The sequence below is a fragment of the Ornithinimicrobium cavernae genome (genome assembly GCF_003121625.1).
Taxonomy (GTDB): Bacteria; Actinomycetota; Actinomycetes; order Actinomycetales; family Dermatophilaceae; genus Ornithinicoccus; species Ornithinicoccus cavernae.
In genome coordinates this window covers 121091-147971 of record NZ_QDDJ01000015.1, presented here as the reverse complement: position 1 = coordinate 147971, position 26881 = coordinate 121091, and the positions used below count along the sequence as shown (strand labels likewise).

The following is a 26881-nucleotide window of genomic DNA, read 5'->3' as shown; positions in this document are numbered from 1 at the left end:
CAGCGAGGTCGGGAGATCTCCTACGCCCGCTCCCGAGAAATCGCCTATGCCCTCGCAACACCCTGCTCAACGACGTCCGTCGGTGGATCGAGGCTTAGGCCCGAGGCTGGAGGCAGTCGAGGGAGGAACGCACGTGCCCACCAGCAACCGGGACCCGTACCAACTTGTCCAAGCCGCACGGCAGGCCACGGATTTGCCCTGCCGGGCGGAGCCGGACCTGTTCTTTGCCGAGCGTCCGCAGGACATCGAGCGAGCCAAGTCGCTCTGCGCCGCCTGCCCGTTGCGCGAGCTGTGCCTGCAGACCGCGCTGGAGCTCGAGGAGCCGTGGGGCGTGTGGGGTGGCGAGCTCGTCGAGCGAGGACGGGTCATCGCCCGCAAGCGCCCGCGGGGCAGGCCGCGCAAGAACGAGACCGCCGCCTGAGGGGAACTTTCCCCGCCACCTCACCACACGGCATACGGGGTGCTGCCGTGAGTGTCGGTTGGACATTTGGGGCGATTGTGACCAGAGTGGACTGTCCTCGTGACTGGGAACCTGCGACCTGGGGAGCCAGCAACACCCTCGCGACGAAGGAAGATCCATGACCATCACGCGCCGCCTGCTGGCGATGCTCGTTGTCCTGTGCCTCGCAGTCGTCACTGCCTGCAGCAACGGGGAGACCGACGACCCGGTACAGACCGACAGCGCTCCGACGAGCGCAGATGCGGTCCCAACGACCGCGGATGCTGTGCCCACCACCGCCGACGCAGCGCCCACGACGGCCAAGCCCGACACCGACAAGCAGACGGCGACAGCCAAGCCGAAGCCCACGGAGCAGGCCAAGAAGACAACGGCCCCGCCGAAGAAGGAGGACGCCGCCAAGGGCGAGCCCCTGCCCGAGGGGACGATCAACGCCCTGATCATCGGCAACGACTCCCGCAGCAACGACTTCGCTGGCCGGTCGGACGTCATCGTGCTGGTCCAGCTCAGCGCGGACCGCGAGCACCTGAACCTCGTGTCGTTCGCCCGGGATTCCTACGTCGACATCCCGGGCGTCGGCAAGAACAAGATCAACGAGGCCTACGCCCAGGGCGGCATCCCACTGCTGCGGCAGACCGTCTCGAACACGCTGGGCGGCCTCGAGATCGACTTCGTGGCCCAGTCCAACTTCGACATGTTCATCGCCCTGACCCGGTGGATGGACGGCTTCTATGTCGAGAACGAGCACGCCTCAAGCGTCACGGTCGGCTCGACGGGCCGCGAGGTCGTCTTCGAGGAGGGGCGCATCAAGCTGGAGAACACCGACGGCCTCATCTACGTGCGGGAGCGCAAGACGCTGCCGCTGGGCGATCTCGACCGCACCGAGCGTCACCGGGCCGCGCTGATCGGCATGATGGAGCGCCTCGTGGAGGTCCGCAAGGAGGAGCCGAAGAAGCTCCTGGAGCTGCTGCCGATGCTCCACAAGAACGTCAAGATCGAAGGTGACGTCACCGTCGAGCAGCTGATGACCATGGTGGAGATCGGCTCCGAGCTCAAGTCGGAGGACATCACCTCGCTGATGGTGCCGGTCGCCTACTTCGACATGACCTCCGGCGGGGCCTCGATCGACGTCCTCGACTGGGACCGCACGGCCGAGCTGGGGGAGGCGCTGCGCGACGGTGACCTGTCTGGGTATGTCGAGAGGTACGGGACGTCGGAGGCGCTCACCGGCGGGTGATGTCTGGCTTGGCTAATCTTCTCGGTTCGCTTGAGCGAGACGATCCGCAACTAATTGAGCGGCCTCAACCGGAGGGACGTGTTTCCAGATCCGTAAGCTCGTGTATCCGAGTTCAGCGAGCCGGCGGTCGGTGTCAGCGTCTCTGGCCCTGTTCTTCGCGACCTTCCAATCCCACCACTCCCGGTTGGTGCGTGGTGGCACCCAGTGCTCGGGACAGCCGTGCCAGAAGCAGCCGTCCACGCTCACGGCAACGCGGGCCTTCGTGAAGAGTATGTCGATCCTTCGTCGGGGAAGTCCCTGGACCGGGGCGTGGACGCGGTATCTGAGCCCTCGTGCGTGGAGCAGTCTGCGCATCTGAAGTTCTGGTGTCGTACCGGTTCTCGGCAAGGCGGCATAGCGTGCCCCAATGGCTGATGGCGGCGGATGGCGGGAGGGCTCAGTCACGAGGCTTCCGTTTCAGCCGTCACCCAGCCGTGCCGGGAAACCGCCGGTCGCGATCGGTGACCAGAGCTCTTGGGGGTGATCTGCAGGACGGACTTGCCTTGCGCAACCATGGCCTCGCGGTACTCAATCCAGTCTGGGTGCTCCCCGGAGATCGAGCGGAAGTACTCGACCAACGGTTCCACGGACTCCGGGATGTCGACCTTGGCCTGGTCCGGATAGGTCGAGATCACAATGCGCCCCTGCCCATCGACACCGTCTGTCACGGGCGAGGCCTGTGGTCGGCCATCGCTGCCTTGGGTGATGAGCACCACCTTATGGCTAAGGCGCACGAACTCCAGCCGTTCCTCCAGCCCGACCTGCGTCGTTGTCCCGATTGTCCTGGCCATGCCTCCATTCTGTCAGCGACGACATGGCCATGTGGAGTAGGCCAGTCACCCCACAGCGATCGGTGGTTCGGGCCCGGTCGCGTCCACGGTGCGATGCCCGCGACCACCAATGTGCGAGCCCTGACGTCCGTGGCCGAAAGGGTTCCGATCCTTCAGAGATAATGACGCCTCGGGGAGTTAGGAGACGTCGTGGAACTCCGTCACCTCCGCTACTTCATCACAGTCGCCGAGGAGCTGCACTTCAGTCGTGCTGCCCAACGCCTTGGGATGAGTCAGCCGCCGCTCAGCAAGCAGATTCGGGTGCTCGAGCGGGAGCTCGGTGTCGAGCTGTTCCGGCGTGACCCCAACGGTGTCACCTTGACCGACGCCGGGCAGATTCTCTGGAGCGAAGCGAATCGCCTCGTCGGCGACGCAGACCAGCTCGTGGGGCTGGCCGAGTCCTTGCGCTCGGGGCAGGAGGGGTTGATCCGGATCGGTGCGGTCGGCACCACAGTGATGGGTGAGGTCCCGAGCATTATCCGCCGAGCCCGCACCGCGATGCCGCGGGTGACCTTCACGCTGCACGACATCGAGACTGGTGACCAGGCTCTCGCCTTCCTCAAACATCGCATCGACGTCGGGGTCATCCGGCCGCCGTTCCCGCTGGACGGCTACGACTACCTCCCGCTGGTGCAGGAGTCCCTCGTTGCCGCCGTGCCCATCGACCATCCTTTGGCGGGGAGGTCTTCAGTGAATGCCAGTGAGCTCCGGGACGAGGACTTCATCCTCTTCCCCCGGCGGCTCGGCCAGGGCCTGTTCGATGTGGTGACCGGCAGCTGTCTCGAGCAAGGCTTCCGGCCCCGGATCCGGATCGAGACGGAGCGGATGCAGACGATCGTATGCCTCATCGCGTCCGGGGCCGGCGTCTCGATCGTGCCCGAGTGCGTGCGAACGTTCGCCGTTCCGGGGATCGCGTATGTCGACCTGGCAGAATGCACGATGACCAGCGAGCTCGGTCTGGTGACCTATCCCGACCCCCCTCCTCAGGTCCGTCGCTTCCTCGCCCTGGCGCGCAACCTCATGAGCCAACCCAGCTGAGTTCTCCTCTCTACGCCTGCGAATCTGTGGCGGCGTGCGAGCGCGGCGGGCCGTTCACCTGCGGTGATATCCAATCGGTCTGGCTGCCCAGCGTTTTGGTATTGGTCGAGAGCTGTCGCTGCTGCATAGGTTGACGGGGCAGTCAACCCCACCCCAAGGAGTCCCCAGTGGTCCAGAGCTCAACAGTAAAGAGGGTGCATCTCGCCGCAGCCGGAGTGGCTGTCCTGGGTGTCCTTGCAGCCTGCGGCGGAGACAGCGGCTCAGGTGACTCGGGCGGTGAGACGGTCAAGCTGGGCTCCTTGCTGCCTACGACCGGAGACCTGGCTCCACTCGGGGAGAACACCCTCAACGCCACCAAGCTGGCAGTCAAGGAGGCCACGGCCGGTGATGCCGCCGTGGAGCTCATCTCTCAAGACGGTGGCTCGCAGGAGAGCATCGCCCAGAGTGCGGTGCAGCAACTGCTCGCCGAGGACCCCGTGGGAATCGTCGGCGCAGTGTCCTCGGCCGTGTGCCTGTCGGTGATCGACACGGTGGTCCAGAGCGAGATCCCGATGATCTCCCCGGCCTGCACGTCACCTCAGCTGACCACCTACGAGGATGACGGCCTGTTCTATCGGACTGCTGCCCCCTCCGATGTGCAAGGCGCCCTCCTGGCCGACGTTGCCTACGAGGACGGCGTGCGCAGTGTGGCCCTGATGGCCGTCAACAACAGCTATGGCCAGAGCATCTCCGAGCGGTTCGTGGAGCGCTTCACCGAGCTGGGTGGCGAGGTGGCCGCCGAGATCAACTATGACGCGGCGGCCAAGACATTCACCGCCGAGGTCCAGCAGGTGGCAGCCGCCGAGCCCGATGCCGTAGTCCTCATCGGCTACGCCGATACCGGAGCCGCCATCGTCCACGATGCCTCGCAGCGTGGCCTGCTCGATCTTCCCTGGTACACCGGTGACGGCATCCAGGACGCGAGCTTCCCCACGGAGGCGCTGCCCAACTCCCCGGAGCAGCTCTACTCCTGGAAGGGGATCGGCATCGGTGCTGCCGACTCCGATGCCGCCTCGACCTTCGCCAAGGCCTATCAGGAGGAGTATGGCGAGGAGGCGCCCTCGTTCTCGGCCCAGGCCTACGACTCTGCCTGGGTGCTCCTACTGGCCGGTCTGAAGGCGCAGGCCTCAGACACCGATCCTGTCGACGAGATCGCCAATGTGCTCGACCCTGAGGCCGAGCCGTGCATCGCTGCCGACTGCCTCGCTGCGGTACAGGAGGGCACGAACGTCGCCTACCAGGGCGCCACCGGCCTGACTGCCTTCGACGAGAACGGCGATCCGACGTCCTCCACCTTCGTCATCTGGCAGTTTGCCGCGGACGGGATCACCACCCTGCAGACGCTGGAGTCCGGTCAGTGACGCCCGAGGTGCCGGTCCGCAGCCTGCCAACTGCGGACGAGCTCCTCGCGTCGCCCGAGGAACGTCGCGAGATCCGCGCAGACGTCCGCGGAGCGCTGGCGGACGCAGGCGTCACCGGTTACGTGGCGATCACGCCCTCCAACGTGTTCTACACCTCCGGCTACGTGAGCTACTTCCTCAGCTCATGGTGGCGGATGCACGGCAGTGTGTTCACAGTCCTCTCGGTCGACGACCCAGAGGTGCACCTCATCGTCGGTGACGCCGAGGAGGTCGGGGCCCGGGCCGGCGCAGTCGAGTGCGAAGTCCGCGCCTACCCGATGTGGGTCGAGACCAGGGGACTGGCCGGGATCGAGGTCGACCCCGGCCCCGAGCCCCACCGACCGTCCCAGTGGCGCACGGACGACATCGACGAGTTGCTGAAACGGTCCCTCACCGAGCTGGGCCTCACATCTGGGCGGGTCGGCACCGACCTGCAGCACATCCCGCATGCCACCCTAGAGCGGATGCGGCGTGTGGCGCCGGACGTCGAGTGGGTCGATGTGACGGACATGCTCTACGGCGTCCGCGCCATCAAGCGACCATTCGAAGTGGCCAGGCTGACCACGGCGGCCCGCCTCGCGGAAGCGGGCATGGAGCACGTTCGGGGCGTGGTCCAGCCGGAGGAGCTGCTCTCGGACGTCCGCTCGCACTTCTTCGAGGGCGTGGCCTCAGCTGCGCGCTCCTCGGACATCTTTGCCGAGTTCAGCGACCTCTGGGTGCTTCCCGGCATGGGCCAGCGGGCGGCCATCGACTCCTCGCGTCGGGACAGTCAGGGTCTGCGCCCGGGTGACTTGCTGAAGTTCGACTGCGGAACCACGGTCGGTGGGTACCGCAGCGACGGAGGCCGCACGTTCGTCCTGGGAGACCCGGATGCGCGGGCGGCTCGGCTCTACGCAACTCTCCAGCAGGCACACGCGCTGGCTGTCGGGGCCATCGCTCCCGGCGTCAAGGTCCGCGACGTCTACGCCGTCGCCGCAGAGTTCATGCACGCCGAGGGCTACCCCGGCTACCGGCGCGGGCACTTCGGCCACTCCATCGGGCTCGACAGCTTCCACGAGGAGCCCCCCTTCCTCGGGGCGGATGACACCGATGTGCTGGAGCAAGGCATGGTCCTGGCCGTGGAGACCCCCTTCTACGGCGGAGACCTGGGACCGATCATGATCGAGGACCTGATCCACATCACTGACTCCGGTGCCGAGTACCTCACGGCCCTCCCTCGGGAGCTGCGCAGGATCTCCGGATGAGTCACGACGAGGAGACCTCGTGATCGAGCAACTATCGAACGGCCTCGTCCTGGGCGCCGTCCTTGCGATTACGAGCCTGGGCCTGTCCCTACTGTTCTCGGTCACCAACTCGTTCTCCTTCGCTCACGGCGACCTCGTCACGGTCGGTGCCGTCGTGGCGGTGGTTCTGAGCGGGGCCTCTGTCGGGCTCCCGGTCTGGTTGGCGATCGTGTTGGCCTGCGTGCTCGGCATACTCCTGGGGTTGCTCCTCGACCGGGTGATGTTCCGCCCGATGCGGCGCAAGGGCGTGGGTGGCATCACCCTGTTGGTCACCACCCTCGGACTGGCCCTGATCGTCCGTTACGTCATCCTGGCCCTCGTCGGGCCTGGCTCGCGTGCTCTGCCCCTGGAGCAACAGCGTGTCCAGACCTACCTGGGCCTGCGACTGACGCCCTCGGCCGCGCTGGCCATTGTGTTGTCCGTTGTGGTGCTGGTGCTTGTCGGGGTGTTCCTGCTGTGCACCTCACTGGGCATCTCCATGCGTGCCGTGGCGAACAACCCGCAGCTGGCCATGGCCTCGGGAATCTCGGTCGACCGCATCGTGGCTATCGCCTGGGCCCTGTCGACCGGCTTCGCGGCCTTCGGGGGCACCATCATGGCGCTGACCCAGCTCGTCTACTGGGACATGGGGTTCCATCTGCTGCTGCTGATCTTCGCCTCGGTGATCCTGGGCGGGCTGGGGACCGCCTTCGGGGCCATGGTCGGTGGCTTCCTGATCGGCATCGTCACACAACTGTCGGTGACGCTGCCGTTTGTCCGGGACCACGTCGACCTGAAGATCGCGGTCGGGCTCGGCGTGATGGCGCTCGTCCTGCTCGTACGCCCGCAAGGACTGATGGGGCGGGCGGTGCGCGCCTCATGACGCGCCAACGCATCGTCGCGCTCCTGGTCCTGGTCGCCTGTCTCCTGTGGATTCTAGGCAGCAACGGCTTCGGCGTCGGTGCCGCGGCTGCCCTCCTACCCGTCCTGACAACAGCAGGCGTGTATGCCGTGGGAGGGGTTGGCCTGAATCTGCAGTACGGCCATGGCGGGCTGCTCAACTTTGGCTTTGTCGCCTTCATGACCGTCGGTGCCTATGTCATGGTCCTGCTGCTGCCACACCGCTCCGGACCCGGTGCGACGGTGGCCGAGGGAGTCGTCCCGCTGCCCGTTGCGCTCGTGCTGGCAACGCTCGCCGCCGCATTCCTGGGATTGCTCTGCGGCATCCCGGCGATCCGCCTGCGCAGCGACTACCTCGCGATCGTGATGATTGCCGTGGCCGAGATCCTTCGCATCCTGGCTCGCGACATCCCATCGGTCACCGGTGGCGTCCACGGAGTCCTCAACTACTCGGACTCGCTCCAGGATCTCCGCCCCGAGTTCGTCGACGGGTTGGCGGATGCCCTCAACGTGCAGGCATTCCAACTGTGGCTGTGCGTGGTCGCGTGGGCTTCCCTCGTTGCGGTCACCCTGCTGGTGAAGGGACTCATGCAGACCCCCTGGGGGCTGATGCTCAAGGCGGTGCGTGATGACGAGCTCGCGGTGCGCTCGCTTGGCAAGTCACCAACCGTCCTCAAGCTGCAGGCCCTCGCGCTCGGCGGTGCGATCGGTGGGCTGGCCGGAGGGCTCCTGGCGTTCCAGCTGTCCCAGGTCAACCCGGACGTCTTCATCCCGCAGATCACCTTCTTCATCTTCGCGATCGTCACGTTGGGCGGCACCGGTAGCACGTGGGGTCCTGCACTGGGAGCAGTGGTCTTCTGGACTCTGCTCACGGAGTCCGGTGCCCTCGTGAGCCAGGTGCTGGGCAGCGGGACAGCAGCGTCGGCGACGAGGTACGTCATCGTGGGCGTCCTGCTGGTCCTGCTCATCAACTTCCGCCCGCAGGGACTCCTCGGAAGGAGGAGGGACGTTGTCCTCGAGTTCTGAACCAGCAACCACGGTGACAGCCGTGGCTGAGCGACCCCGCGGCATACTGCAGCTGGACACACTGTCGAAGTCCTTCGGAGGGCTCACCGCGGTGGACATCGAACACGTCGAGGTCCCCGACAGTGGCGTCACCGCGTTGATCGGACCCAACGGTGCCGGCAAGACCACCGCCTTCGACCTGATCTCAGGTTTCGTCGCCCCGTCGACCGGGAACGTGACCTTCGCCGGCCAGGTCGTCACCCACTGGTCGCCGGAGCGACGGGCCAGGCACGGACTGGTGCGGACCTTCCAACTGACCCGGGTCTTCGATCGGCTCACCGTCATGGAGAACATGCTCATCGGGGCGATGCCCTCGACCCACATGCGGCTGACCGACTCGATCCTGCGACCTGCGATGACCCGCCGAGCGGTGCGTCAGAACCGCGACAAGGCGATGGAGCTGCTGCGATCGGTCCGGATCGACCACATGGCTGACGCCCTGGGCAGGGAACTATCGGGAGGCCAGAAGAAGCTGGTGGAGTACAGCCGGGCTCTGATGTGTGATCCGACGCTCCTCCTCCTGGACGAGCCGCTGGCCGGTGTCACCCCACCGGTGCGCGAGGAGATGGTCGAGCACATCCGCGCCTTCGTCGACGAGGGCGGGGTCATCGTCTTGGTGGAGCACGACCTCCCCAGGGTGATGCGAGTCGCGGACCACGTTGTCGTCCTCGACCGTGGCCGGGTGCTCGCCCAGGGGAGACCAGACGTGGTCACCAGCGATGAGCGTGTGCTGCAGGCCTACCTCGGATCGGCGCACCATGAGTGAACCCAGCGGTGGTGCGGTGCTCGCAGTGACTGACCTCGTGGCCGGCTATGTTCCCGGAGTGGACATCGTGCGTGGCGCCACGATGCACGTTGCAGACCAGGAGATCGTCTGCATCCTGGGGCCCAACGGCGCCGGGAAGTCCACTCTCCTCAAGGCTCTCTTCGGACTCCTGGACATCAGGTCCGGCAGTGTGACCCTGGACGGGCAGAGTCTGCTGGGCGTGCCCGCGCACCACATGCCCAGGCGCGGCGTGGGGTTTGTCCCGCAGACCAATGACGTCTTCTCCAACCTCACGATCGCCCAGAACCTGTTGGTCGGTGCCACGACGGCGCGGGCGGACCAGAAGGCAGCGCAGGAGCGGGTCTTCACGTGGTTCCCGGTCTTGCGGGACCGGCGCCGGCAGCTCGCGGGGAGCCTGTCCGGTGGGCAACGTCGCCTGTTGGGCATCGGTCGCGCCCTCATGACCAGCCCCCGGGTGCTGCTGCTGGATGAGCCGTCCGCCGGATTGTCACCGGCCAACGTGCACGAGGTGTTCCAGCGCATCGACGAAGTCAGGCGCAGCGGTGTGGCCGTTGCCATGGTCGAGCAGAACGCCGTTGAGGCCCTGGCGCTGGCCGACCGCGGCTACATCCTGGATCAGGGGCGCGAGGCGTTGCACGGCTCGGGCCAGGACCTACTGAACGACCCCCGCACGGCTCAGCTCTATCTCGGTCAGCCGTCTGCGAAGCTCGCCGATCGCGTCGAGCCACATCACGAAGGAGAAGGTCATGCGCACAGCTGAAGTCATCGGTGTCCCATTCGACGGGGCCGCAACGCTCGGATGGCCAGGATCGCGCTATGCGCCGCAACGGATCCGCGAGGCCCTGGCGTGGATGAGGATGCGCAATGAGGGGGACCAGGTCTACTCGCTGCAGACCGGTGAGCTCCATCCCGCGGGCAGCCAGGTCCTTATCGACTCCGGGGACGTCGACGTCGTGCCCCACGACCTGGAGACCACCCTGGCGGCAGCGAGCGCGGCTGTCTCCGAGTCGGTCCGTCAAGGGCGCCGCCCGGTTGTCCTGGGTGGTGACGACAGCCTGCTCTTCGGTGCCGTCCGCGGCTTCCACGACGGCGTCGAGGGGACGGTTGGCGTCATTCACTTCGACGCGCACCTGGACCTGATGGATCACAGTCGCAACCAGGGGTCGTTCAGCCAGTCGAGCGGGATGCGGCGCAGCCTGGAGCTCGAGCGGGTGAGCGCGGCCCACTGCATCCAGGTCGGTCTGCGCCACTTCAACTTCCCCGGCTCGCGCGAGTTCATCCAACAGAACGGTCCGGCGCAGATCACCGCCCCACGGTTTCTGGAGATCGGGGTCGCGGCCGCGGTTGAGGAGATTCTGTCTGCGGTCTCGGGAGCGGACCACGTGTTCTTCAGCTTCGACATCGACGCGATCGATCCCGCGCACGCCCCCGGTGCCGGCGCCCACGAGCCCGGCGGCCTGACCTCAGCAGACGGCCTCGAAGCGGTGCGTCTCCTCGCGCCGCACTGCGACGGCTTCGCCGTCACCGAGGTCAACCCCATGAAGGACCTGCACGACATGACGTCAAACTTGGCCGCATACCTCTGCTTCTACTTCGCCACGTACGGCTCCTGAGGAGGACCTCTGATGCTGCCGCCAACGTCACTGACTCGGCTATCTGAGCGCGGCACGTCAGACCGCGTAACACTCGACGCCCTTCTCGATGACGTCATGGTGGGCACCCTCAGCACGGTTGCCGAGGGGATGCCGTGGTCGGTCCCGCTCTTCATCGCCCGCGACGGCGACCGCATTGTGCTGCACGGGTCGACCGGGGGAGGGATCCTTCGCCATCTCGTTGAGGGTGCGCCGGTGACTCTGACCGTGTTCGCCCTCGACGCGATCGTGGTTGCCCACACCGCGTTCGACTCCTCGGCGAACTATCGCAGCGCGGTCCTACGCGGCACCGTGACCCGGTTGGAGGGCCAGGAGGCGGAAGACGCGCTTCACGTCGTCACCGAGAGACTGATCCCGGGGCGCACGGCTGAGGTGCGCGCCAGCACTCGACGGGAGTATGCCGCCACGGTCGTCCTTGCACTGCCGATCGAGGACGGGATGTGGATCCTCAAAGCACGCTCCGGCCCAGCTGGTGAGCCCGATGAGCCGACTGATGCCTGGGCGGGAATCGTTTCGCTGCGCACGGTGGCAGACACTCCCAGCGCCGACGAATGGGTCGATCCGAAGACGCTCGTGCCAGCCAGTGTGGAGGGCTTGCGCGACCGCTATCAGTAGGCCACCGCCAACGCTTGTGGAGATCGGTGCAGCTCGTGGGGCCCTCGGGCTTTCAGGCCTTTTCGTGGATCAGCGACCGGGCCTGATCGACAAAGCTGGGATCGCTGACCTGTTCAGGGGTCATCGCGTGCACGCTCTGCGCGTGGGCGGCGGCTTGGGATAGGACGTCCTCGCTCGACTCACCTGTCACGACGCCGTCGCAGTCGAAGCCGAGATCGCGGCAGTTCATCTCCATGGGCATGGCACAGCCTCCTTGCTGTGGCGGCGCCACGGCTGCGGCACCGTGACCTCTCAATCTAATGCCGCGCGGACTTCGACAACAGGGGCGAGCCAGCCGGGTTGCCCACCCCTCGCTCACCGGGGCCGCTGTCCATGGTGCGGTCGGACCCAGACTAGAGGCCCAGTTGGTCGGCGGCGTATGTCGCTTGCTCGACGGTGAACTTTTCGCCGTACTCGGAGGACAGTTGGTCGATGAGGCCCTGTCGGGAGAAGCCCGAGAACGCGAGGTAGTCCTCGGCCGAGCGCACTGCCTGTTCGTTCCAGTCCACCACGATGGTGTCCACTGCGTATGTCGCTTGCTCGACGGTGAACTTTTCGCCGTACTCGGAGGACAGTTGGTCGATGAGACCTCGTCGGGAGAAGCCCGAGAACGCGAGGTAGTCCTCAGCTGAGCGCACTGCCTGTTCGTTCCAGTCCATTTCAAGGCTGTCGACCGCGAAAGTCGCGTCATCCACGGCATAGCCCTCGCCGTATTCGGACGATAACTGGTCGATGAGTCCTTGGCGTGAGAATCCACTGAACTCTAGGTAACTCTCGGCGGAGCGTAGGGCATTGGCCTGGCCAGGGGTCATCTCCGGTTCTGCTGCTGCCTCAGCTGCGGCCGCTTCTTCGGCGGCTTTGGCCTCGGCTTCTGCCTTTGCCGCTGCGGCTTCTTCCTCGGCTTGCTTCTCCGCCTCCGCAGCGGCGGCCTCCGCCTCCGCCTCCGCGGCTGCGGCCTCGGCCTCCGCCTGTGCCTCGGCTTCCGCCTGGGCTTGGGCCTCTGCAGCGGCCTCTGCGGCGGCACTCTCCTCGGCCTCGGCTGCCGCAGTCTGATCCGCCTCGGTGTCGTCAGACCCCTTCTCCGTGGCGGTGGCCTCTTCTGTCTCCTTCTCTGTCGACTGTTCGACGCTTGCGACCTGCGCAGTCTCGGGCGCGGTGGGGTCGCTGGCCAGGGCATTCACGGCAGGAATAAGGAGCAAGGCCCCTGCAGGCAGAAGGAAACGCTTCTTCTTGTACCAGGCGCGAGGTGCCGCGGGGGTCTCCGCAGGCTGCGGCGCCGCGACTTCAACGAAAGGCGGCTCGGCGGTTGCATTCCCGCCGTCGTCAACGAACAGGGACCAACCTTCCGGCGCGGGCGGCCAGGACGGGTCGGGCTCCCAGCCGGGCGGCGGCACCCATCCATCTGGGGGGATGGGCCACCCCGGAGCCGGGTTGAAGCGCTGAGCCATGGCAGTCCCATCCATTCCGTCGTCGACCGCACTGTTCCGTAGTGCTTGCCAGAGTGATTCGAACACTATACCTATGCTTTACTATTTTGGGAATATTCACGAAGGCCATTCCTGAATCATGGTCGCGGGTCAGTTGTTTCACCCGAACGTAGGCTTGGGGGCTTCAGGCGGTCGAGTTCGGCGCCACGTCTGCCGGAGTTCGTCGGGCAGTGCGCGTGGCGCTTGGGTGGGGAGGCCCCGGCAACAGGGGTGAGTTGGTCGAGTCGCACCCAGTCGCGGAACCCGAGCCGCGCTGGTAGACCCTGACAGGATCACGGCTTGTCCGGCGACCTTTCGAGGGGGGATCTTCCAGCCGGCACCGCGGTGCGCGGGCAGGTCCCCCCCGGAATGGGCCGAGGCACAAGGGTGTTGGACAAAGTAGTGCACAATTCAATAACAGCTCTCGGGGTGAGGGAAGGAGAGGCGACGTGGTCGTCTATAACGAGTTGGTGGCCGTCACGGCCGGGGCGGGCCTGCTGGGTTTCGCAGCATTCCTGTCCTACCTGATCCGCAACAAGCAGATCGACAGTGAGGGGTGGGCTGCCTTCTTCGGCGTCAGTGGCCTGCTGCTGTTGGTGCTGGGCCTACACACCACGGTGACCTGGCCCTTCGGTGGCGACGGCTTCGAGTACGCGAACATCGCCTTCGGCCAGCCCGCTGCCGGCTTCGGCGCCCTCCTGCTGTTCGCCGCCATCTATCTGTGGCGTCACCGGTCGCTGTTCTCCGAGCCGATCGAGAAGGCGAACGCGGCCGTGCTCTCGGCCCTGAAGCCGGCCGGCATCTTCGTGGGCGCGCTCGGCCTGGGCATGGGCGTGCTGGCCATCACCTTCATCCGCTTCCAGCTCGGCGCGGCCCCTCCGGAGGAGCCGATCAGCGGCCGGTTCGGCCACCTGCCGATCCTCGAGGCGCTGTTCCTCGGCGGGCTGTGGGGCGTCGTAGCCGTCGGAGCGCTCCTGTTCGCGATCGCGCTCTGGACCGACCGCCCGCACCTGCTGCGGTGGGCCGTCTGGGCGTGGGTCATCGGCGGCGTCGTGTTCCTGCTCTTCGGAGCGATGAACTTCTACACCCACATCGGCATGTACTACAACATCTCCCACGGCACGATGCACAAGTGGTGAGGCCCTGGGCCCGGCCACACCGGGAGCTCCACTCCTGACCAAACCAGATCACGCGGTCTGCAAAGCTGCCTCGAAGAAGCTGGTCAGCTGGTGGGCGAGCACCTCGGGCGCGACCACAGGGGCGAAGTGACCAACGCCGGGCACGACCCGCACCTGCGCGTCGGCGACGTGCGTGCTGACGAACCGGGCCACGTTGCCGAACATCGTGGGCAGGAGCGTCTCGGCGCCGGTCAGCACCAGCACCGGCACGGCGATCCGCGCGAGCGCCTGGGTGGCGAAGGGCCCGGGGTCCAGGGTCGACGTGACGTGCTGCATGAAGTCAAGCAGGCCCGGCATCGCGGCTGCCCAACGCTGGTGGAAGTCGGTGCGCTCGAGGGCGGCGATCTCGTCGTCGTTGCAGATCCCGATGAGGAAGGCGCGCAGCGCGTCGTCCAGACGACCATCGTTCGCCGCGATGCCGACCTGCTCGACCGCCGCTCCGAACCGGCCCAGGTCGGCCAGTCCGTCGGCGCCGAAGGCCTCCAGGGAGCCGGCGGGCTCCCAGGCCGCGACCGCGGTCACGTTGTCGGTCTGCTCGGCCGCACCGAGCACCCACGGCCCGCTGCCCGACCAGCCCACGAGGCCGACCGGTTCGCCGACGCTGGCGACGAAGGCGGTGACGTCCTCCTGGAGGCGGGGCAGCGAGTGGTCCGGATGGTCACCGGACAGTCCTCTCCCGCGCGTGCTGGGCAGGTAGCAGGTGAACCGGTCGGCGAGATGGGGGAGCAGCTCGGTGTAGGCGATCTCGCCGTCGCCGGGCCCGCCGTGCACGAGGACCAGAGGTGGTCCCTGACCGACAACGCGGCCCGCGATCTCGGTGCCCTCGGTGGAGACGACCGTGTGGATCCGTGACTCAGACATGGGGGTGCCTCTCCTGGGTGGCGCCGCTGTTCGGCGCCTGATCCCATGCTGGCCAGGCCGACGCAGCGGCCGCATCGGAGCGATTGACCAACCTGGTGAGCGGGCACTACGCGGTTCTGCGTAGGTCTATCGCGTCGTGACCAGGCCGTGGTCGATGGCGTAGCGGACCGCCTGGGTGCGCGAGGTGACGCAGATCTTGTGGAAGATGTTGGTCAGGTGCCGCGCCACCGTGCGGTCGCTGATGGAGAGCACCTCGGCGATCTGCTGGTTGGAGCGCCCTTCGGCCACCTGCACCAACACCTCGCACTCCCGATCGGTCAGACCGTCCGGTGCATCCGACGGCGTCCGGCGGGCGCGCAGCCGCTGGTAGGTCGCCTCCGCGAGAGCAGTCTCGGCCCTGGCCGACTCCTCGTCCCCCAGGGCACGGTAGGCCTCCGCGAGGCTGGCACAGGTGCGGGCCGCGTCGTACACGGCCCCGAGCTCCTGCCAGCGCCGGCAGGCGTCGGTGAGCACGGGGAGCGCCTCGACGACCCGCTCCTCGGCAAGCAGCACGGCGCCCCGCGCAGCTGTCGCCACGGCTCTCAGCCCGGAGGTTCCCCACGACGACGCCGTCTGCTCGAGCTCGCTCACCGCGGCGTCGGCATCGCCGATCCGGCCAGCCGCCAGAGCGGTCTCGACTGCCGCCGCACACAGCGGCACCCGGCGCAGGGGGTCGTCGCCCGCCGCGGCGAGCGCCGACCTGACGGAGCGGTGCGCCCCTTCTGCGTCACCGTCGGCGAGGCGCAGCAGAGCCCGCCCCGGTTGAGGGTTGCGGCCGCGGGAGTGGGCCTCGTCGTAGGCCTCAGCGGCTCCCGGCACGCCGCGCAGTCTCCGGGACTCGGCGATGACATACCAGGCCTCCGCGGCGTAGTCGAGGCGCACGCCCTCGACCTGTGCCGCGACGAGGGCCGCGCGCTCGGCCTCGTCCCACGTGCCGTGGAGCAGATGGAGCTGCGCGCGGTGGACGGCACACATGCCCCCGAAAGCCGGGCCGAGCGCACTCGCGGCGGGCCGGGTGGCGAGCCACTGCTCGGTGAGCTCGGTCCAGCGGCTCATCCGGCGGACGTCGCCGACCTCGTGGCAGGCCTCCAGCGTGAAGCAGTAGAGCGTCCACTGGTTGAACGGGGTGAGCCGACCGTCCAGGACGCTCATCATCGCCTCGTCCATGAGGGCGAGCCCGTCGGCCGGCTGGCCGGACCTGAGCAGGGCCCGCCCCTCGGAGTGGATGCCGATGGTGATCAGGTCGGTCTCACCCAACCGCCGCCCGAGGTCCTGGATCCGTCGCGCCGCCGTCGCCGCCTCCGCAGGGCGGCCGCGCAGCAGGTTCGGCACCACCTCGGTCGTGAACAGCACGTAGCCGTGGGCGGCACACTCGGGGAGGTCGGCGACGAGACGTCCGGCGCGACCGATCCAGCCCGTCCCCTGAGGCTCGTCACCCATGGCCAGGTGGAGGATCCCCAGGAAGACCGCCGAGATCGCGGCGTCGGCCGGTCGCGACTCGGCACGGTAGGCGTCGTAGGCGGCCGCGCACAGCCGCATGCTGTCGCCCATGTGGCCCAGCCAGAACTCGCTCCCGCCGTAGGCAGCGAGATCGTCCGCGGTCAGCGCGCCCTCGCCCGCGGCGGCAAACGAGGCCGAGGCGACCGGCCAGTCCTCACGTCGGTGGGCCTCGCGAGCAAGGGTGCGACTGTCGGGCGCAGCCGTCGGGTGCTCCACGCACCCGAGGCTAGACCCGCGCGCGGCCGCTGACCAGACGCGAGTTCAGCGCCCGACCCCGAAGGCCCGCAGGACGGTCTGCTCGACCGACGTCCCGTCGTCCTGGGTGGCGACGACCCTGAGGCTGACGTGCTCGGCGCCCTTCGGGTGCCTCACCCTCGCCTCGAACGTGCCGTCCCCGACCGGCCTGACCTTGTCGAGGTCGGTCCAGGTCTGGCCGTCGTCGTAGGAGACGCTCAGCGTCAGGTCGACGTCGGCGGCCTGCGCCGGCCTGCCCTGCGGGTAGACCGCCACCCCGAGCGTGGTCGGCCTGCCGCGCGGCACCAGGCCCTGCAGGTCGGTCGCGACGCGGTAGTCCACCTGGAGCAGGTCCAGCAGCTCGCGCTCGCCGTTGCCGGGTCGGCCGGAGGTGAACTCCCAGGCGGTGTGCGTGGTGGTCGAGTGCTGCCACCAGGGGTCGTGCTGGTCCGCCTCGAGCTCGAGCCGGTATGCCGTGTCGCCAGCGAGTGCTGGCCAGGCACCTTCCAGTCCGCTCTTCTCCGCGAGGAGCTCGCCGTCGGCGAGGAGGCGGGAGGACTGCTCCCCGCCACGCTCCGAGAAGTGCTCGTCGGCGTCCATCAGCGGCCGCACCTGGATCATGAACTGGTCGCCCTCGCGGTAGCCGGGAAGGCCCCAGTCGGCGTCGTCGGCATCACCCACGGAGGGCACACCGGGACGCAGGACGGGGGAGAACCAGCCCTCGTCCCGGCGCTCACCCGTGGCGTAGGAGCGGTCCGCGCCGATCATGCCGCCCTGCTGGGCGAGCGTCGCCCAGGTGAACGGCTGCCAGATGACCTCGCCGGGCGTGACCCACTCGGCGCGCTGCGACGGGACCGCGACCGCCTGCGCCTGGCGCAGCACGAAGGAGTCGTGGGGCCGTCGTGGGAACAGGATCTCCGCACCCTGCTGGGTGCTGCCGGAGCTGTAGTACGTCGCGTCGACGCGGGCCAGCTCGCCGTGCCGCACCCTGGTGTCCAGAGTCTCCGGGACGGTCCCGGCGTAGTACGGGAACAGGTCGTAGGTGTAGGGACTCTCCGCGGTCGCCGTGACCAGGAGCTGCTGGCCCTCGGCAGCGGCCGCGAGCAGCTCGTGGCCCTGACCCTGCTCCGTGGTGAACGAGGGGATCGGCGAGTGTGAGGGCACGCCGTCGAGGAAGAAGCCGGGCTGGTTGTAGTAGACGACGGCGGCTGCCGCCCCCGCGGCGGCGACGTTCTCGACCTGGTTGCCGACCGGGATGCCGTCGCTGTACTCGATGAGCGCCAGCCTGCCGTCCAGGTCGAGCGCGGCCACCTCCTCGGGGGTGCCGGTGCCGGCGTCCACCATCGCGAACGCGTGCTCCCCGTCCAGGCGTGGCGAGCCGATGGTGTACTCCGCCGCGACGCCGGTCCCGTTGTCGGACAGGCTCATCCCGAACTCGGGGGCGTAGAGCTCCCAGTGCGAGGACACCTCGAACTCACCGCGGGCGACCTCCTCAGTGGGGCTGAGGTAGACGTTGTCCACGTAGCGGTCCATCAGGTAGTGGACGTCGTAGGAGTGGTTCTCCGAGGCCCGGTGGTAGCCCAGCGTCAGCTCCCGCGACTCGGTCGGCTGGGGGGTCCGTGGGTTCCACAGCTCGGCGTCCCGGGCGTCGAGCACGATGGTCGTGTCCTCGGTCAGCTCGATCTCGGGCCGGCTGACCATCGACACGTCCAGTCCGAAGCGGCCGGCGTCGTCGGTCATCCAGAGGAAGCTGGTCAGGCTGTAGGTGCCGACGGGCACGGTGACCACGGCCGGGCCGGGCCCGCCCTTGCCGCCGAAGTAGCCGGTCACGGTCTCGTCGGTGTCCAGGCTCCACAGGTCGACCGAGCTGCCCGCGCCCGCGGGCGTCCCGTCGGGGTTGACGCCCTCGATCACCACGTCGACCAGGTCCGGCTCCTTGAAGACGCCGAAGACCGTGTGGACCATGGTGTCGCCGGAGGTGGCGGTGACGTCGCCGTCGTACAGGGCGGCCGCACCCAGGTTGCCGTCGAGGGTCAGGGTCACGTCCGCGGAGCCTCCGGCCGGCACGGTCACGGAGCTCGCCCCCAGGGTGAACATGCCGTCCGGCGCGGCCGTGCCCGTGGTGGTCTGCGCCGACAGTGCCAGGTCGAGGGTCAGCTCGGTGGGCCCGTCGTTGCGGTAGGTGATCGTGGAGGTCACCGGCTCGACGGGTGCCTCGGTGAAGGGGAGTATGCCGTAGCTCACCGACCCGGTGGCCGTCACCTGCTGGGCCACTGCCCGGGCGACGTCCACGCGACCGGACCCCGCGTCATACACGCTCGCGCCGGTCAGCTCGAGGGACGAGCTCATCAGCGCCTCCTTGAGCCGCTCGCCGTCCCAGCCGGGTCGGGCCTGCTTGAGGAGGGCGGCCGCGCCGGCGATGTGGGGTGCGGCCATCGAGGTGCCGGACGCGGCGACATACAGGTCGTCGACCGGCTGTCCGAGGGTCGTGCCGGCCGCCCGGGCCGCGACGATGTCCACGCCCGGGGCCGCCAGGTCGGGCTTGAGGGCGTAGTCACCGAACCGTGGTCCGCGGCTGGAGAACCACGCCATCGCGTCGGCCTTGTCGACGGCGGCGACCGACAGTGCGGAGTCCGCACTGCCCGGTGCCCTCGTGCTCAGCAGCTCCTCCCCGGTGTTGCCGGAGGTCGCCACGAACAGGGTGTCGGTCTGGGCGGACAGCTGGTTCACCGCCTGGCTGATCGGGTCCGTGCCGTCGGTGACCTCCGTGGACAGGCTCATGTTCACCACGTCGGCGCCCTCGGCGGCGGCCCACTCCATCGCGTCGATGAGCCAGGATCCCTCGCCGGTGCCGTCGTTGGTCATCACCTTGCCGATGAGCAGGTCGGCGCCCGGGGCCACGCCGACGTAGCCGGCCTCGGAGCCGATGCCGGTGCCGGCGACGGTGGAGGCCACGTGGGTGCCGTGGCCGTGCCCGTCGACGATCCCCGTGCCGCTGAAGTCGCTGGACCCGACCACCTGACCGGCCAGGTCCGGGTGGTCGGGGTCGAAGCCGGTGTCGAGGACGGCGACCGTCGTGCCGGCGCCGTCGAAGCCGGCCGCCCACGCGGTGGGGGCGCCGATCTGGGGGACGGACTCGGTGAGGTCGGCCTCGATGAGCGGGTCCAGCCAGACCCGTGCGATGCCGCCCGCGGACGCGGTGCGCGCCGCCCCGGCCCGCTCCAGGCCAGGGACGAGGTCCTGCCAGAACGCGTCGGCGTCGGTGGGGGCGACCTCCACCGCGACCGCACCGATGCTCTCCAGGGTCGCCGTCACCTCGCTGTGCCGGGGCGCTGCGGGGGCGAACCCGCGCGCGCTGACCGACGCCTCGGCATACTCCACGATGAGCGGGATGCCGGCGGAGTCGGTCCCGCGGTCCCGGAGGGCCGTGACGTTGAACAGCTCGCGATCGAGCAGGCCCGAGGCCAGGTGCGGTTCGGCCCGCCAGGGGATGACGTAGACGTCCTCGCCCTCCTCGACGACGCGGGCGGTGCTGCGCGTCCCGTCCTCGGACGGGAGCAGCGTGGCCAGGTGGGTGCCGTCCGCCGTGGTCGTCACCCGCACGCGGTCCCCGGTGACCAGGGCGACCGTGTCGACCGTCGCGGTGTCCGGGCTCGTGGCGGTGGTGCCTGCGACGTCGTCCGTGGACGGGGGCGACACCGCAGCGCCCGGGGCTGCCAGGCCGAGGGCGGTGCCCACAACGGCGACGGCCGCGACAGCCAGGGAGCGGCGACGGGTCCGGGGGACGGGGCGGGGCTGACCGTGTGACATCGCGCAACTCCGGGGTGCTGGGGAACGGGTCGTTTCGCAGCATGTCAGCGCCGTCGGCGGTGCACTAGTGTGATCCGGGTCGTGTTCCGGACACTGTCCGCGACCGGTCACACGGGAGGTCACGCACGGTGGATCTGACGGTCCTGGGACTCAGCGCCGACGAGGGCGCGCTCTATCTGCTGCTCGTCGACCGGCCTGCCGCGACCGCCCAGGAGCTCGCCCAGGAGTGGGCGCCCGGCGACGGCGGTTCCGTGGCCAGTGTGCTGGCCGCGCTCGAGGCCAAGGGGCTGGTCACCACCCTCACCGGCCGGCCGATGCGCCACGCCGCCGTCGTGCCGGACGTGGCCCTCGACAACCTCGCGCGGGCGAGAGAGGACGAGATCGCGCGGGTCCGTGCCCAGGCGGTGGAGCTGAGTGACCGGTGGCGGCGCGTGGGACGGGCCACCGTGCCGGAGGAGCTGATCGAGATCGTCGTCGGGAGGGAGGCGACCCTGCAGCGCTCCGAGCAGATCCAGCGCTCGGCGACGCAGGAAGTGCTGATCATCGACACCCCGCCCTATGCCGCAGAGGATCTCGGCAACCCGCTGGAGAGCCAGCTGCTCGCGGCGGGGTCGGTGGGCTACCGGTGCCTCTATGACCGGTCGGCGCTGGAGATCCCCGGCAAGCTGCGGGCGATCCGCGCGCTGGTGGGCGAGGGCGAGGTGGCCCGGGTGGTCCCGGGGCTGCCGCTGAAGATGGTGATGGGCGACGGGCAGGTCGCGATGCTGCCGCTGGAGACCGCGCCGGAGTCGATCACGGCCGCCGCGGTCATCCACCCCTCCTCCCTGCTGGTCTCGCTGCGGCTGCTGTTCGAGGCGATGTGGCGCCAGGCGGTCCCGGTGCAGGCTGGCCGCCACGGGTCCGCCCAGCTGCCGGGCGCGCTGGCCCTGTCACCGCTGGAGAACCAGGTCATCCAGCTCGTCGTCGCAGGACTCACGAACCAGGCGATCGGCCGGCAGCTCGGGGTGGCGGAGCGCACGGTGCAGCGCCGGATCCACGCCGTGATGCGCAGTCTCGGTGTCGACAACCGGGTGCACCTGGGCATGCGGCTGGCGCAGCTCGGGTGGGGCGGCGACCAGCCGCTCGCCTAGGCCGCCGGGGCGGTTCCCGGCGTGCATGACGGGTAGTCAACCGGCACGGTCGTCGACCGCGACGTCTCCCTCGCTCTGCTTGGCGCAGTGGGCGCAGCAGTAGAACCGGCCCTGCACCTCCGTGCCGTGGCCGATCACCTTGCAGCCGCAGTGCTCGCAGACCGGGGCGATCAGGTGGATCGCGCACTCGAAGCTGTCGAACACGTGCCGGCTGCCGGCCGCGATCACCTCGAAGCTCTTGTCGTAGTCGTTGCCGCAGACCTCGCAGGTCGCCATGACTCGTCCTCTCCCGGGCCGGTCGGGCCGGCCCGACCCCTCCGACGCTAGGACCAGGTCAGGACCACCGCCACCGGGCAGCCACCCTGCTGGTGGGCCCGTGCGGAGGTGGTGGCGAGGCACTCGGGCCGGGCGGGCTCAGCGCGGGGTCGTGTCGTCCGGCCCGTTGTCCGGCCCCTCGTCTGTGGTGCCGGGGGAGTGCTCGCCGAAGGAGCCGGGGGTCTCGGCAGCCTGCGCCGGGTCGCTGGACTGCTGGTCCTGCTGCTGCGCCCGCCTGGCCTGGGAGAACATGACCCAGGCGCCGCCGGCCTCGAAGACGCCGACCACCAGGAACAGCCAGGTGAGGAGCTCGGTCTGGCCGGCGAACAGGCGCATCAGACCGATGACGATGACGATCGTGCCGAAGATCGCGTAGAACCAGCCCCGGCGCCGCAGGGCGGCAGGCTTGCGTCGCTCCTCCAGGAGCTGCTGGCGGCGTTCCTGGATGAGTCGGGCGCGCTCCGCCCGGGGATCCAGCGAGCCGTCCTGGTCCTCGTCGTCCACGACCGTGCCCTCGGGCGGGGTGGGCGTCGCAGTGTCGGGGGATGCGCCGTCCTCGTCGGGCGTGCCGGGGTCCGCCTCCGCCCAGAGGTCGTTCCGGTCGCTGACCCGGGACAGCGACGCCTGCCCGGCCTCCTCATCGAAGCTGCCGTCCCAGGTAGCGCCCACCTGCGGGTCATAGGCCTCGTAACCGGTCTCGGCGGCGACGACCTCCACCGCCTGACGCACCAGGTCGTGCACCGGGTCGGACAGGCCACCGTAGGGCGCGGAGACCGCGGCCGACCGGTCATAGAGGTCCACCCGCAACCCGCTGTCCCTCGTCTGAAGCTCGCCGAGGACATCGCCGCCGACCTCCTCGGCGACCCAGGTCCGCACCGGCTCGGTGAGCTGCTCGCGCAGGCGCGCCTCGATGCGGCGGAAGGTGGCGACACCGCGGTTGAGGGTCGCCAGGTCCATCTCCGGACCGTCGGCCTCGTCGGCGTCGAGGACCTCCACCCAGTCCTGTCCGGGCGTGCGCGGGTAGAGGAGGATCTCGTAGCTCATGACCCCATCCTGACAAGGAGGACCCCGCCCGCCCTCGGGAGGGAGGACTTCACAGCGGCGGAGCGCCCACTCTCGCCTCGGACAGTGATGTGTGCTTGACAATACTGTGTGACACACACTAATGTCCGTGACATGACCACAGAGGAGACGTTGGCGACCCACGGGCAGGAGCTGCGCCGGGGGACGGTGGTCCTCGCGGCGCTCGCCAGTCTCGGGGAGCCGCGCTACGGCTACGCGCTGCTCCAGCACCTCGCCCGGGCCGGCATCGAGGTCGAGGGCAACACGCTCTACCCGTTGCTGCGACGCCTGGAGAAGCAGGGGCTGCTCGTCAGCGAGTGGAACACCGACGAGAGCCGGCCCCGGAAGTTCTACGCACTCACGACCGAGGGCCGGGGGGTCCTCACCGCGCTCACCCAGGAGTGGAGCGCCCTCAACACCGCACTCACCAGACTCACCGCCAGGGGATGACCATGACCTCCATGACCGACCGTTACGTCCACGCCGTCACCGTCCAGCTCCCCGAGAGCCAGCGCGAGGACATCGCCCGCGAGCTGCGCGGCACCATCGAGGACACCGTCGCCGCCGCCCCGGAGAGCGCCGACCCGGGCGCTGCCGAGCGTCAGGCACTGCTGGACCTCGGGCACCCGACCCGGCTGGCCGACAGCTACCGCGGGGAGCCCCGGTCCCTCATCGGACCGCGGTTCTACCCGGCGTGGTTGCGCACCACCAAGATCCTGCTGGCGCTCGTCCCCGCAGTGGTGGGCGCCGTGCTGCTCCTCGTGGGGCTCTTCGACCACAGCACCCCGGGCGAGCTGGTCCTCGACGTCCTGAGCGGCGCGTTCTACGCCGCCCTGCACGTCGTCTTCTGGACGACCCTGGGCTTCGCGATCGCCGAGCGCACTGGTCTGGAGGCCGACCAGCTCGAGGTCCTCCCCGCGACGGAGGAGTGGGACCCGGCGACGCTCCCGGAGCCGGCGAGACGCCAGGTCACCTGGAGCGACTCCATCGCCTCGGTGGTGACCAACGCGTTCCTGCTCGTCCTGCTGGTGCTGCCGTTCCGCCTCGGCGGTGCGATCGACGACTTCGAGTGGGGACAGCTCTTCACCGACACGGCCTACTCCCTGCGCTGGGTCCTGGCGACCGGCATGGTGCTGAGCCTGCTGGCCAGCGTCCACGTCCTGGCCCGTGGGCGGTGGACGCGCCCGACCGCCGTCGTGAACCTGCTGGGCACCCTGCTCTTCGTCGGACCGCTGGTCTGGCTCGCGGCCCGCAACGACCTGTACGCCTGGGACACCTTCCCCGTCGCGTGGGTCCGGGACGCCGGTGGCGAGCTGAAGATCAACGACACGGCCACCCTGGTGACCACCATCGTCGTCCTGCTGGCGGTCGCCCTCTGGGAGACGGTCGACAGCTTCCGCAAGGCCGCCCGCACCGACTGACCCGCACACCGGCCCCGGTGCGCCGTCCCCCGGCCGGGGGCGGCGCAACGGCATACCCGGTCCGGTCCCTGACGGAGGGGTGACTGAGGATGAGCCGTATGCCGTCCACCTCGCCTCCCGCGGTGGCCGCCTTCGCGCCGCGGGACTGGGCGCTCCTGATCTCCGTGGGCCTGATGTGGGGTGCGTCCTTCCTGCTCATCAAGCTGGGCCTCGAAGACTTCCCGCCGGTGACCGTCGCCTGGCTGCGGATCGCCCTCGGTGCGCTCGCCCTCGTCCTCCTGCCGGCGGCCCGCGCCCCGCTGCGGCACCGCGGTGACTGGGGGCTGGTCGTCCTCCTCGGGCTGGTCTGGATGGCCCTGCCGTTCGTGCTGTTCACCCTCGCCGAGCAGCACATCTCCTCGGCGCTCGCCGGCATGATCAACGGGGCGGCCCCGCTGTTCACGGCCGCCTTCGCCCTGCTCTGGTTCCGGCAGGTGCCGGGCGCGCGGCTGCTCGCCGGTCTGGCCGTGGGGTTCGCCGGGGTCCTGGCCATCGGCCTGCCCAACGTCGAGGGGTCGGCCAGCCTCGCAGGGGTGCTGATGAGCCTGGGAGCCGCCCTGTTCTACGGCATGGCCTTCAACCTGGCCGGGCCGCTGCAGGCCCGCAACGGCGCACTGCCGGTCATCCTGCGGGCGCAGCTCGTCGCCCTCGTGGTGTCCGCGCCGTTCGGGGTGCCGGGTCTGGCCGAGTCGACGCCGACCGTGGGCGGCGTGCTCTCGATGGTGGCGCTCGGGGCCCTCGGCACCGGGGTGGCGTTCGTGTTCTTCACCGTGCTGGTCGGTCGGGTCGGTGCACCGCGCGCGTCGGTGACTACCTATGTCGTGCCGGTCGTCGCCCTGGGCCTGGGAGCCGGGCTGGCGGGGGAGTCCGTGGCACCGGTGTCCATGGGCGGCATCGTCCTGGTGCTCGTCGGGGCGTATGTCGCGACGTCGGCCCGGCGGCGAGCGTAGGCCGCGCCGGGCGGTCGGCGGGCACAGTCCGCCTCGGGGCGTCTGCTCGGGACGCCGGAGCCCGAAACCTGTTGCCCGGACCTCGCCCCGACGGTTCGATGCAGTGATGACCCAGCAGCCACCCGCCGCCGGCACCGGTGCCCGCCTCGAGCTCAACTCGCCGCTCTCGGCCGCCTCGGCCGCCCGCCTGGTGGCGGCGGCCACCGCCCACGCGCCGGAGCTGATCATCGATCACGGCTGTGGCTGGGGCACCCTGCTGCTCGATGCCCTGGCGTCCGTGCCGACCGCGCACGGCACCGGGATCGACGTCCACGCCCCGGACATCGACCGCGCCTGGGCGACCGCCGAACAGCGCGGGCTCACCGACCGAGTCACGTTCGTCACGGGCTCGAGCGAGGACGTCCGCGACCGCGCCGACCTGCTGATCAGCATCGGGGCGTTCCAGGCCCTCGGCACGATCGAGGAGGCGCTCGCGCGGCTGGCCGAGCTGCTCCGGACCGGTGGGCGGCTGCTGTTCGGGAGCGAGTACTGGCAGGCGCGACCGACCCCGGAGGAGCTGGCCCTGATGTGGGACGGCGCCCGCGTGGAGGACTGCCTGGACCTGCCCGGCCTCATCGGCCGTGTCCAGGCTGCCGGTTGGCGGGTCCTGGACCTGCACGACTCGACGCGCACCGAGTTCGACGCCTTCGAGGTCGGTCACCTCCGGGAGCGGGAGGAGTGGTTGCTCGAGCACCCTGGTCATCCCGTGCGGGCCGAGCTGGACCAGGACTGGGCCGCCTGGCTGCGTGGCCGGCGCCGGCCGATGGGGTTCGTGACGCTGCTCCTGGGCCGCTGACCTGCTGTGCCCGTCAGGATGTGCGGCGCGTGCCGAGCAGGTGCATGACGCCGCTGTCGCCCGGCTCCAGGCGCAGGTCGAAGCGCTCCTCCAGCGCCTCCTGTCCGTCCCAGAGCCGCTGCCCGCGCCCCAGCAGGATCGGGACGATGACCACGTGCAGCTCGTCGACCAGGTCGGCGTCCAGGAACTCGCGAACGGTGCGGACACCGCCGCCCAGCCGCACGTCCTGACCACCGGCCAGCTCGCGCGCCTCGGCCAGGGCCTCCTGCGGGGTGGTGTCGCGGAACAGGAAGCGGGTCCCGCCGGCCATCTCCAGGTCGGGCCGGGTGTGGTGGGTCAGGACGATCACGGGGGTGCGGAAGGGCGGCTCCTCGCCCCAGAACCCGCGCCAGTCCTCGGGGATCGGGCCGGGGCCGGTGTGGAACTTCCCCCTGCCCATGATCTCGGCGCCGAACCCCTCCCAGTGCCGCCCGGCCAGCTCGTTGTCCAGGCCGGTCGTGCCGCCGGGCTCACCGATCAGCCGGTGCCACATGGCGGTGGCGAACATCCACTCGTGCAGCCGCTCGCCCGCGTGCCCGAACGGCGCGTCCTGGGTGAGTCCCTCGCCGGTCCCGAACCCGTCGAGGGAGATCGCGAAGTTGGACAGGCGCAGCCTTCCCGCGGCGCTCATCGGGTCCGCCC

Annotated in this window: 27 protein-coding genes; 17 read left to right on the top strand and 10 right to left on the bottom strand. The window is 69.4% G+C overall.

All coding sequences use genetic code 11. The features are described from left to right. Window positions 1-133 precede the first annotated feature (133 nt). Both DA085_RS21715 and DA085_RS16970 read left to right on the top strand, forming a co-directional pair. Window positions 134-421, top strand: coding sequence for a WhiB family transcriptional regulator (locus DA085_RS21715; RefSeq protein ID WP_272914498.1), 288 nt, complete (start codon window positions 134-136; stop codon window positions 419-421). Window positions 422-578: 157 nt separating this feature from the next. Continuing rightward, on the top strand, window positions 579-1694 hold the full coding sequence (locus DA085_RS16970) for an LCP family protein (RefSeq protein ID WP_109474167.1): 1116 nt from the start codon (window positions 579-581) through the stop codon (window positions 1692-1694). A 12-nt stretch (window positions 1695-1706) separates the two neighbouring features. Here the strand turns inward: DA085_RS16970 and DA085_RS16965 are convergent, their stop codons facing one another. Continuing rightward, window positions 1707-2138 (bottom strand): PDDEXK family nuclease, encoded by a 432-nt coding sequence (locus DA085_RS16965; protein ID WP_272914497.1) that lies wholly within the window; start codon window positions 2136-2138, stop codon window positions 1707-1709. Further along, window positions 2135-2524, bottom strand: a complete 390-nt coding sequence (locus DA085_RS16960) for a pyridoxamine 5'-phosphate oxidase family protein (RefSeq protein ID WP_337189790.1) — start codon at window positions 2522-2524, stop codon at window positions 2135-2137. The genes DA085_RS16965 and DA085_RS16960 overlap by 4 nt, the downstream gene beginning before the upstream one ends. A gap of 189 nt (window positions 2525-2713) precedes the next feature. Here DA085_RS16960 and DA085_RS16955 point away from each other — a divergent pair, with 189 nt between their 5' ends. The 9 genes from DA085_RS16955 to DA085_RS16915 all read left to right on the top strand — a co-directional run bounded on the left by DA085_RS16955 (window position 2714) and on the right by DA085_RS16915 (window position 11321). Then, window positions 2714-3601: a LysR substrate-binding domain-containing protein gene (locus DA085_RS16955; protein ID WP_109474165.1), complete on the top strand. Its 888-nt coding sequence runs from the start codon at window positions 2714-2716 to the stop codon at window positions 3599-3601. A gap of 194 nt (window positions 3602-3795) precedes the next feature. After that, window positions 3796-5001, top strand: a complete 1206-nt coding sequence (locus DA085_RS16950; protein ID WP_161958537.1) for an ABC transporter substrate-binding protein — start codon at window positions 3796-3798, stop codon at window positions 4999-5001. Then, window positions 4998-6284 carry a M24 family metallopeptidase gene (locus DA085_RS16945; RefSeq protein ID WP_161958536.1) on the top strand — a complete coding sequence of 429 codons (1287 nt, stop codon included), beginning with the start codon at window positions 4998-5000 and terminating at the stop codon, window positions 6282-6284. The genes DA085_RS16950 and DA085_RS16945 overlap by 4 nt, the downstream gene beginning before the upstream one ends. Before the next feature lie 19 nt (window positions 6285-6303). Further along, complete coding sequence (locus tag DA085_RS16940) at window positions 6304-7185, top strand: branched-chain amino acid ABC transporter permease (protein WP_161958535.1); 882 nt, start codon at window positions 6304-6306, stop codon at window positions 7183-7185. Continuing rightward, window positions 7182-8228 carry a branched-chain amino acid ABC transporter permease gene (locus DA085_RS16935; RefSeq protein ID WP_109474161.1) on the top strand — a complete coding sequence of 349 codons (1047 nt, stop codon included), beginning with the start codon at window positions 7182-7184 and terminating at the stop codon, window positions 8226-8228. The genes DA085_RS16940 and DA085_RS16935 overlap by 4 nt, the downstream gene beginning before the upstream one ends. 22 nt (window positions 8229-8250) lie before the next feature. After that, entirely contained in the window at window positions 8251-9033 is a 783-nt protein-coding gene (locus DA085_RS16930; protein ID WP_161958534.1) for an ABC transporter ATP-binding protein, read from the top strand. After that, window positions 9026-9814, top strand: a complete 789-nt coding sequence (locus DA085_RS16925) for an ABC transporter ATP-binding protein (RefSeq protein ID WP_109474160.1) — start codon at window positions 9026-9028, stop codon at window positions 9812-9814. Before DA085_RS16930 ends, DA085_RS16925 begins: the two co-directional genes overlap by 8 nt. Then, a complete protein-coding gene (locus DA085_RS16920; RefSeq protein ID WP_109474159.1) occupies window positions 9801-10667 on the top strand; it encodes an arginase family protein in 867 nt (288 codons plus the stop codon). Before DA085_RS16925 ends, DA085_RS16920 begins: the two co-directional genes overlap by 14 nt. A gap of 12 nt (window positions 10668-10679) precedes the next feature. Next, a complete protein-coding gene (locus tag DA085_RS16915) occupies window positions 10680-11321 on the top strand; it encodes a pyridoxamine 5'-phosphate oxidase family protein (RefSeq protein ID WP_109474158.1) in 642 nt (213 codons plus the stop codon). 52 nt (window positions 11322-11373) lie between these two features. On the opposite strand, the gene DA085_RS16910 is transcribed toward DA085_RS16915, so the two are convergent. Together DA085_RS16910 and DA085_RS16905 are read right to left on the bottom strand one after the other, a co-directional pair. Beyond that, window positions 11374-11562 carry a DUF1059 domain-containing protein gene (locus DA085_RS16910; RefSeq protein WP_202619291.1) on the bottom strand — a complete coding sequence of 63 codons (189 nt, stop codon included), beginning with the start codon at window positions 11560-11562 and terminating at the stop codon, window positions 11374-11376. A gap of 151 nt (window positions 11563-11713) precedes the next feature. Next, window positions 11714-12808 (bottom strand): Ltp family lipoprotein, encoded by a 1095-nt coding sequence (locus DA085_RS16905; protein ID WP_109474180.1) that lies wholly within the window; start codon window positions 12806-12808, stop codon window positions 11714-11716. Window positions 12809-13275: 467 nt separating this feature from the next. Here DA085_RS16905 and DA085_RS16900 point away from each other — a divergent pair, with 467 nt between their 5' ends. Next, window positions 13276-13965: a DUF981 family protein gene (locus DA085_RS16900; protein WP_109474157.1), complete on the top strand. Its 690-nt coding sequence runs from the start codon at window positions 13276-13278 to the stop codon at window positions 13963-13965. A gap of 48 nt (window positions 13966-14013) precedes the next feature. Here DA085_RS16900 and DA085_RS16895 read toward each other — a convergent pair whose 3' ends face one another. The 3 genes from DA085_RS16895 to DA085_RS16885 all read right to left on the bottom strand — a co-directional run bounded on the left by DA085_RS16895 (window position 14014) and on the right by DA085_RS16885 (window position 20448). After that, complete coding sequence (locus tag DA085_RS16895; protein WP_161958533.1) at window positions 14014-14865, bottom strand: alpha/beta fold hydrolase; 852 nt, start codon at window positions 14863-14865, stop codon at window positions 14014-14016. 126 nt (window positions 14866-14991) lie between these two features. Next, entirely contained in the window at window positions 14992-16620 is a 1629-nt protein-coding gene (locus DA085_RS16890; protein ID WP_109474155.1) for a helix-turn-helix transcriptional regulator, read from the bottom strand. Window positions 16621-16665: 45 nt separating this feature from the next. After that, a complete protein-coding gene (locus tag DA085_RS16885) occupies window positions 16666-20448 on the bottom strand; it encodes a S8 family peptidase (RefSeq protein WP_109474154.1) in 3783 nt (1260 codons plus the stop codon). Window positions 20449-20576: 128 nt separating this feature from the next. Between DA085_RS16885 and DA085_RS16880 the strand changes: the two genes are divergently transcribed. Next, window positions 20577-21578: a helix-turn-helix transcriptional regulator gene (locus DA085_RS16880; protein ID WP_109474153.1), complete on the top strand. Its 1002-nt coding sequence runs from the start codon at window positions 20577-20579 to the stop codon at window positions 21576-21578. Window positions 21579-21614: 36 nt separating this feature from the next. Here the strand turns inward: DA085_RS16880 and DA085_RS16875 are convergent, their stop codons facing one another. Continuing rightward, window positions 21615-21854, bottom strand: a complete 240-nt coding sequence (locus DA085_RS16875; protein ID WP_109474152.1) for a hypothetical protein — start codon at window positions 21852-21854, stop codon at window positions 21615-21617. A 138-nt stretch (window positions 21855-21992) separates the two neighbouring features. Beyond that, window positions 21993-22937, bottom strand: a complete 945-nt coding sequence (locus DA085_RS16870; protein ID WP_109474151.1) for a hypothetical protein — start codon at window positions 22935-22937, stop codon at window positions 21993-21995. 132 nt (window positions 22938-23069) lie between these two features. On the opposite strand from DA085_RS16870, the gene DA085_RS16865 reads away from it, so the two are divergent. The 4 genes from DA085_RS16865 (at window position 23070) to DA085_RS16850 (ending at window position 26200) form a co-directional block, all read left to right on the top strand. Next, window positions 23070-23405: a PadR family transcriptional regulator gene (locus tag DA085_RS16865; protein WP_109474150.1), complete on the top strand. Its 336-nt coding sequence runs from the start codon at window positions 23070-23072 to the stop codon at window positions 23403-23405. Window positions 23406-23407: 2 nt separating this feature from the next. Continuing rightward, window positions 23408-24376, top strand: a complete 969-nt coding sequence (locus tag DA085_RS16860; protein ID WP_109474149.1) for an HAAS signaling domain-containing protein — start codon at window positions 23408-23410, stop codon at window positions 24374-24376. An 89-nt stretch (window positions 24377-24465) separates the two neighbouring features. Further along, on the top strand, window positions 24466-25365 hold the full coding sequence (locus tag DA085_RS16855; RefSeq protein ID WP_109474148.1) for a DMT family transporter: 900 nt from the start codon (window positions 24466-24468) through the stop codon (window positions 25363-25365). Window positions 25366-25471: 106 nt separating this feature from the next. Further along, complete coding sequence (locus DA085_RS16850; protein WP_161958532.1) at window positions 25472-26200, top strand: class I SAM-dependent methyltransferase; 729 nt, start codon at window positions 25472-25474, stop codon at window positions 26198-26200. A 13-nt stretch (window positions 26201-26213) separates the two neighbouring features. On the opposite strand, the gene DA085_RS16845 is transcribed toward DA085_RS16850, so the two are convergent. Next, window positions 26214-26870 (bottom strand): dihydrofolate reductase family protein, encoded by a 657-nt coding sequence (locus DA085_RS16845; RefSeq protein ID WP_109474146.1) that lies wholly within the window; start codon window positions 26868-26870, stop codon window positions 26214-26216. Window positions 26871-26881: the final 11 nt, after the last annotated feature.

What these genes read in the sequence shown, in the direction of transcription:
- DA085_RS16970 (WP_109474167.1), top strand. Translation starts at nt 579, where the DNA reads ATGACCATCACGCGCCGCCTGCTGGCGATGCTCGTTGTCCTGTGCCTC.
- DA085_RS16960 (WP_337189790.1), bottom strand. Translation starts at nt 2,524, where the DNA reads ATGGCCAGGACAATCGGGACAACGACGCAGGTCGGGCTGGAGGAACGG.
- DA085_RS16935 (WP_109474161.1), top strand. Translation starts at nt 7,182, where the DNA reads ATGACGCGCCAACGCATCGTCGCGCTCCTGGTCCTGGTCGCCTGTCTC.
- DA085_RS16925 (WP_109474160.1), top strand. Translation starts at nt 9,026, where the DNA reads ATGAGTGAACCCAGCGGTGGTGCGGTGCTCGCAGTGACTGACCTCGTG.
- DA085_RS16920 (WP_109474159.1), top strand. Translation starts at nt 9,801, where the DNA reads ATGCGCACAGCTGAAGTCATCGGTGTCCCATTCGACGGGGCCGCAACG.
- DA085_RS16915 (WP_109474158.1), top strand. Translation starts at nt 10,680, where the DNA reads ATGCTGCCGCCAACGTCACTGACTCGGCTATCTGAGCGCGGCACGTCA.
- DA085_RS16910 (WP_202619291.1), bottom strand. Translation starts at nt 11,562, where the DNA reads ATGCCCATGGAGATGAACTGCCGCGATCTCGGCTTCGACTGCGACGGC.
- DA085_RS16905 (WP_109474180.1), bottom strand. Translation starts at nt 12,808, where the DNA reads ATGGCTCAGCGCTTCAACCCGGCTCCGGGGTGGCCCATCCCCCCAGAT.
- DA085_RS16895 (WP_161958533.1), bottom strand. Translation starts at nt 14,865, where the DNA reads ATGTCTGAGTCACGGATCCACACGGTCGTCTCCACCGAGGGCACCGAG.
- DA085_RS16885 (WP_109474154.1), bottom strand. Translation starts at nt 20,448, where the DNA reads ATGTCACACGGTCAGCCCCGCCCCGTCCCCCGGACCCGTCGCCGCTCC.
- DA085_RS16875 (WP_109474152.1), bottom strand. Translation starts at nt 21,854, where the DNA reads ATGGCGACCTGCGAGGTCTGCGGCAACGACTACGACAAGAGCTTCGAG.
- DA085_RS16870 (WP_109474151.1), bottom strand. Translation starts at nt 22,937, where the DNA reads ATGAGCTACGAGATCCTCCTCTACCCGCGCACGCCCGGACAGGACTGG.
- DA085_RS16865 (WP_109474150.1), top strand. Translation starts at nt 23,070, where the DNA reads ATGACCACAGAGGAGACGTTGGCGACCCACGGGCAGGAGCTGCGCCGG.
- DA085_RS16860 (WP_109474149.1), top strand. Translation starts at nt 23,408, where the DNA reads ATGACCTCCATGACCGACCGTTACGTCCACGCCGTCACCGTCCAGCTC.
- DA085_RS16855 (WP_109474148.1), top strand. Translation starts at nt 24,466, where the DNA reads ATGAGCCGTATGCCGTCCACCTCGCCTCCCGCGGTGGCCGCCTTCGCG.
- DA085_RS16850 (WP_161958532.1), top strand. Translation starts at nt 25,472, where the DNA reads ATGACCCAGCAGCCACCCGCCGCCGGCACCGGTGCCCGCCTCGAGCTC.
- DA085_RS16845 (WP_109474146.1), bottom strand. Translation starts at nt 26,870, where the DNA reads ATGAGCGCCGCGGGAAGGCTGCGCCTGTCCAACTTCGCGATCTCCCTC.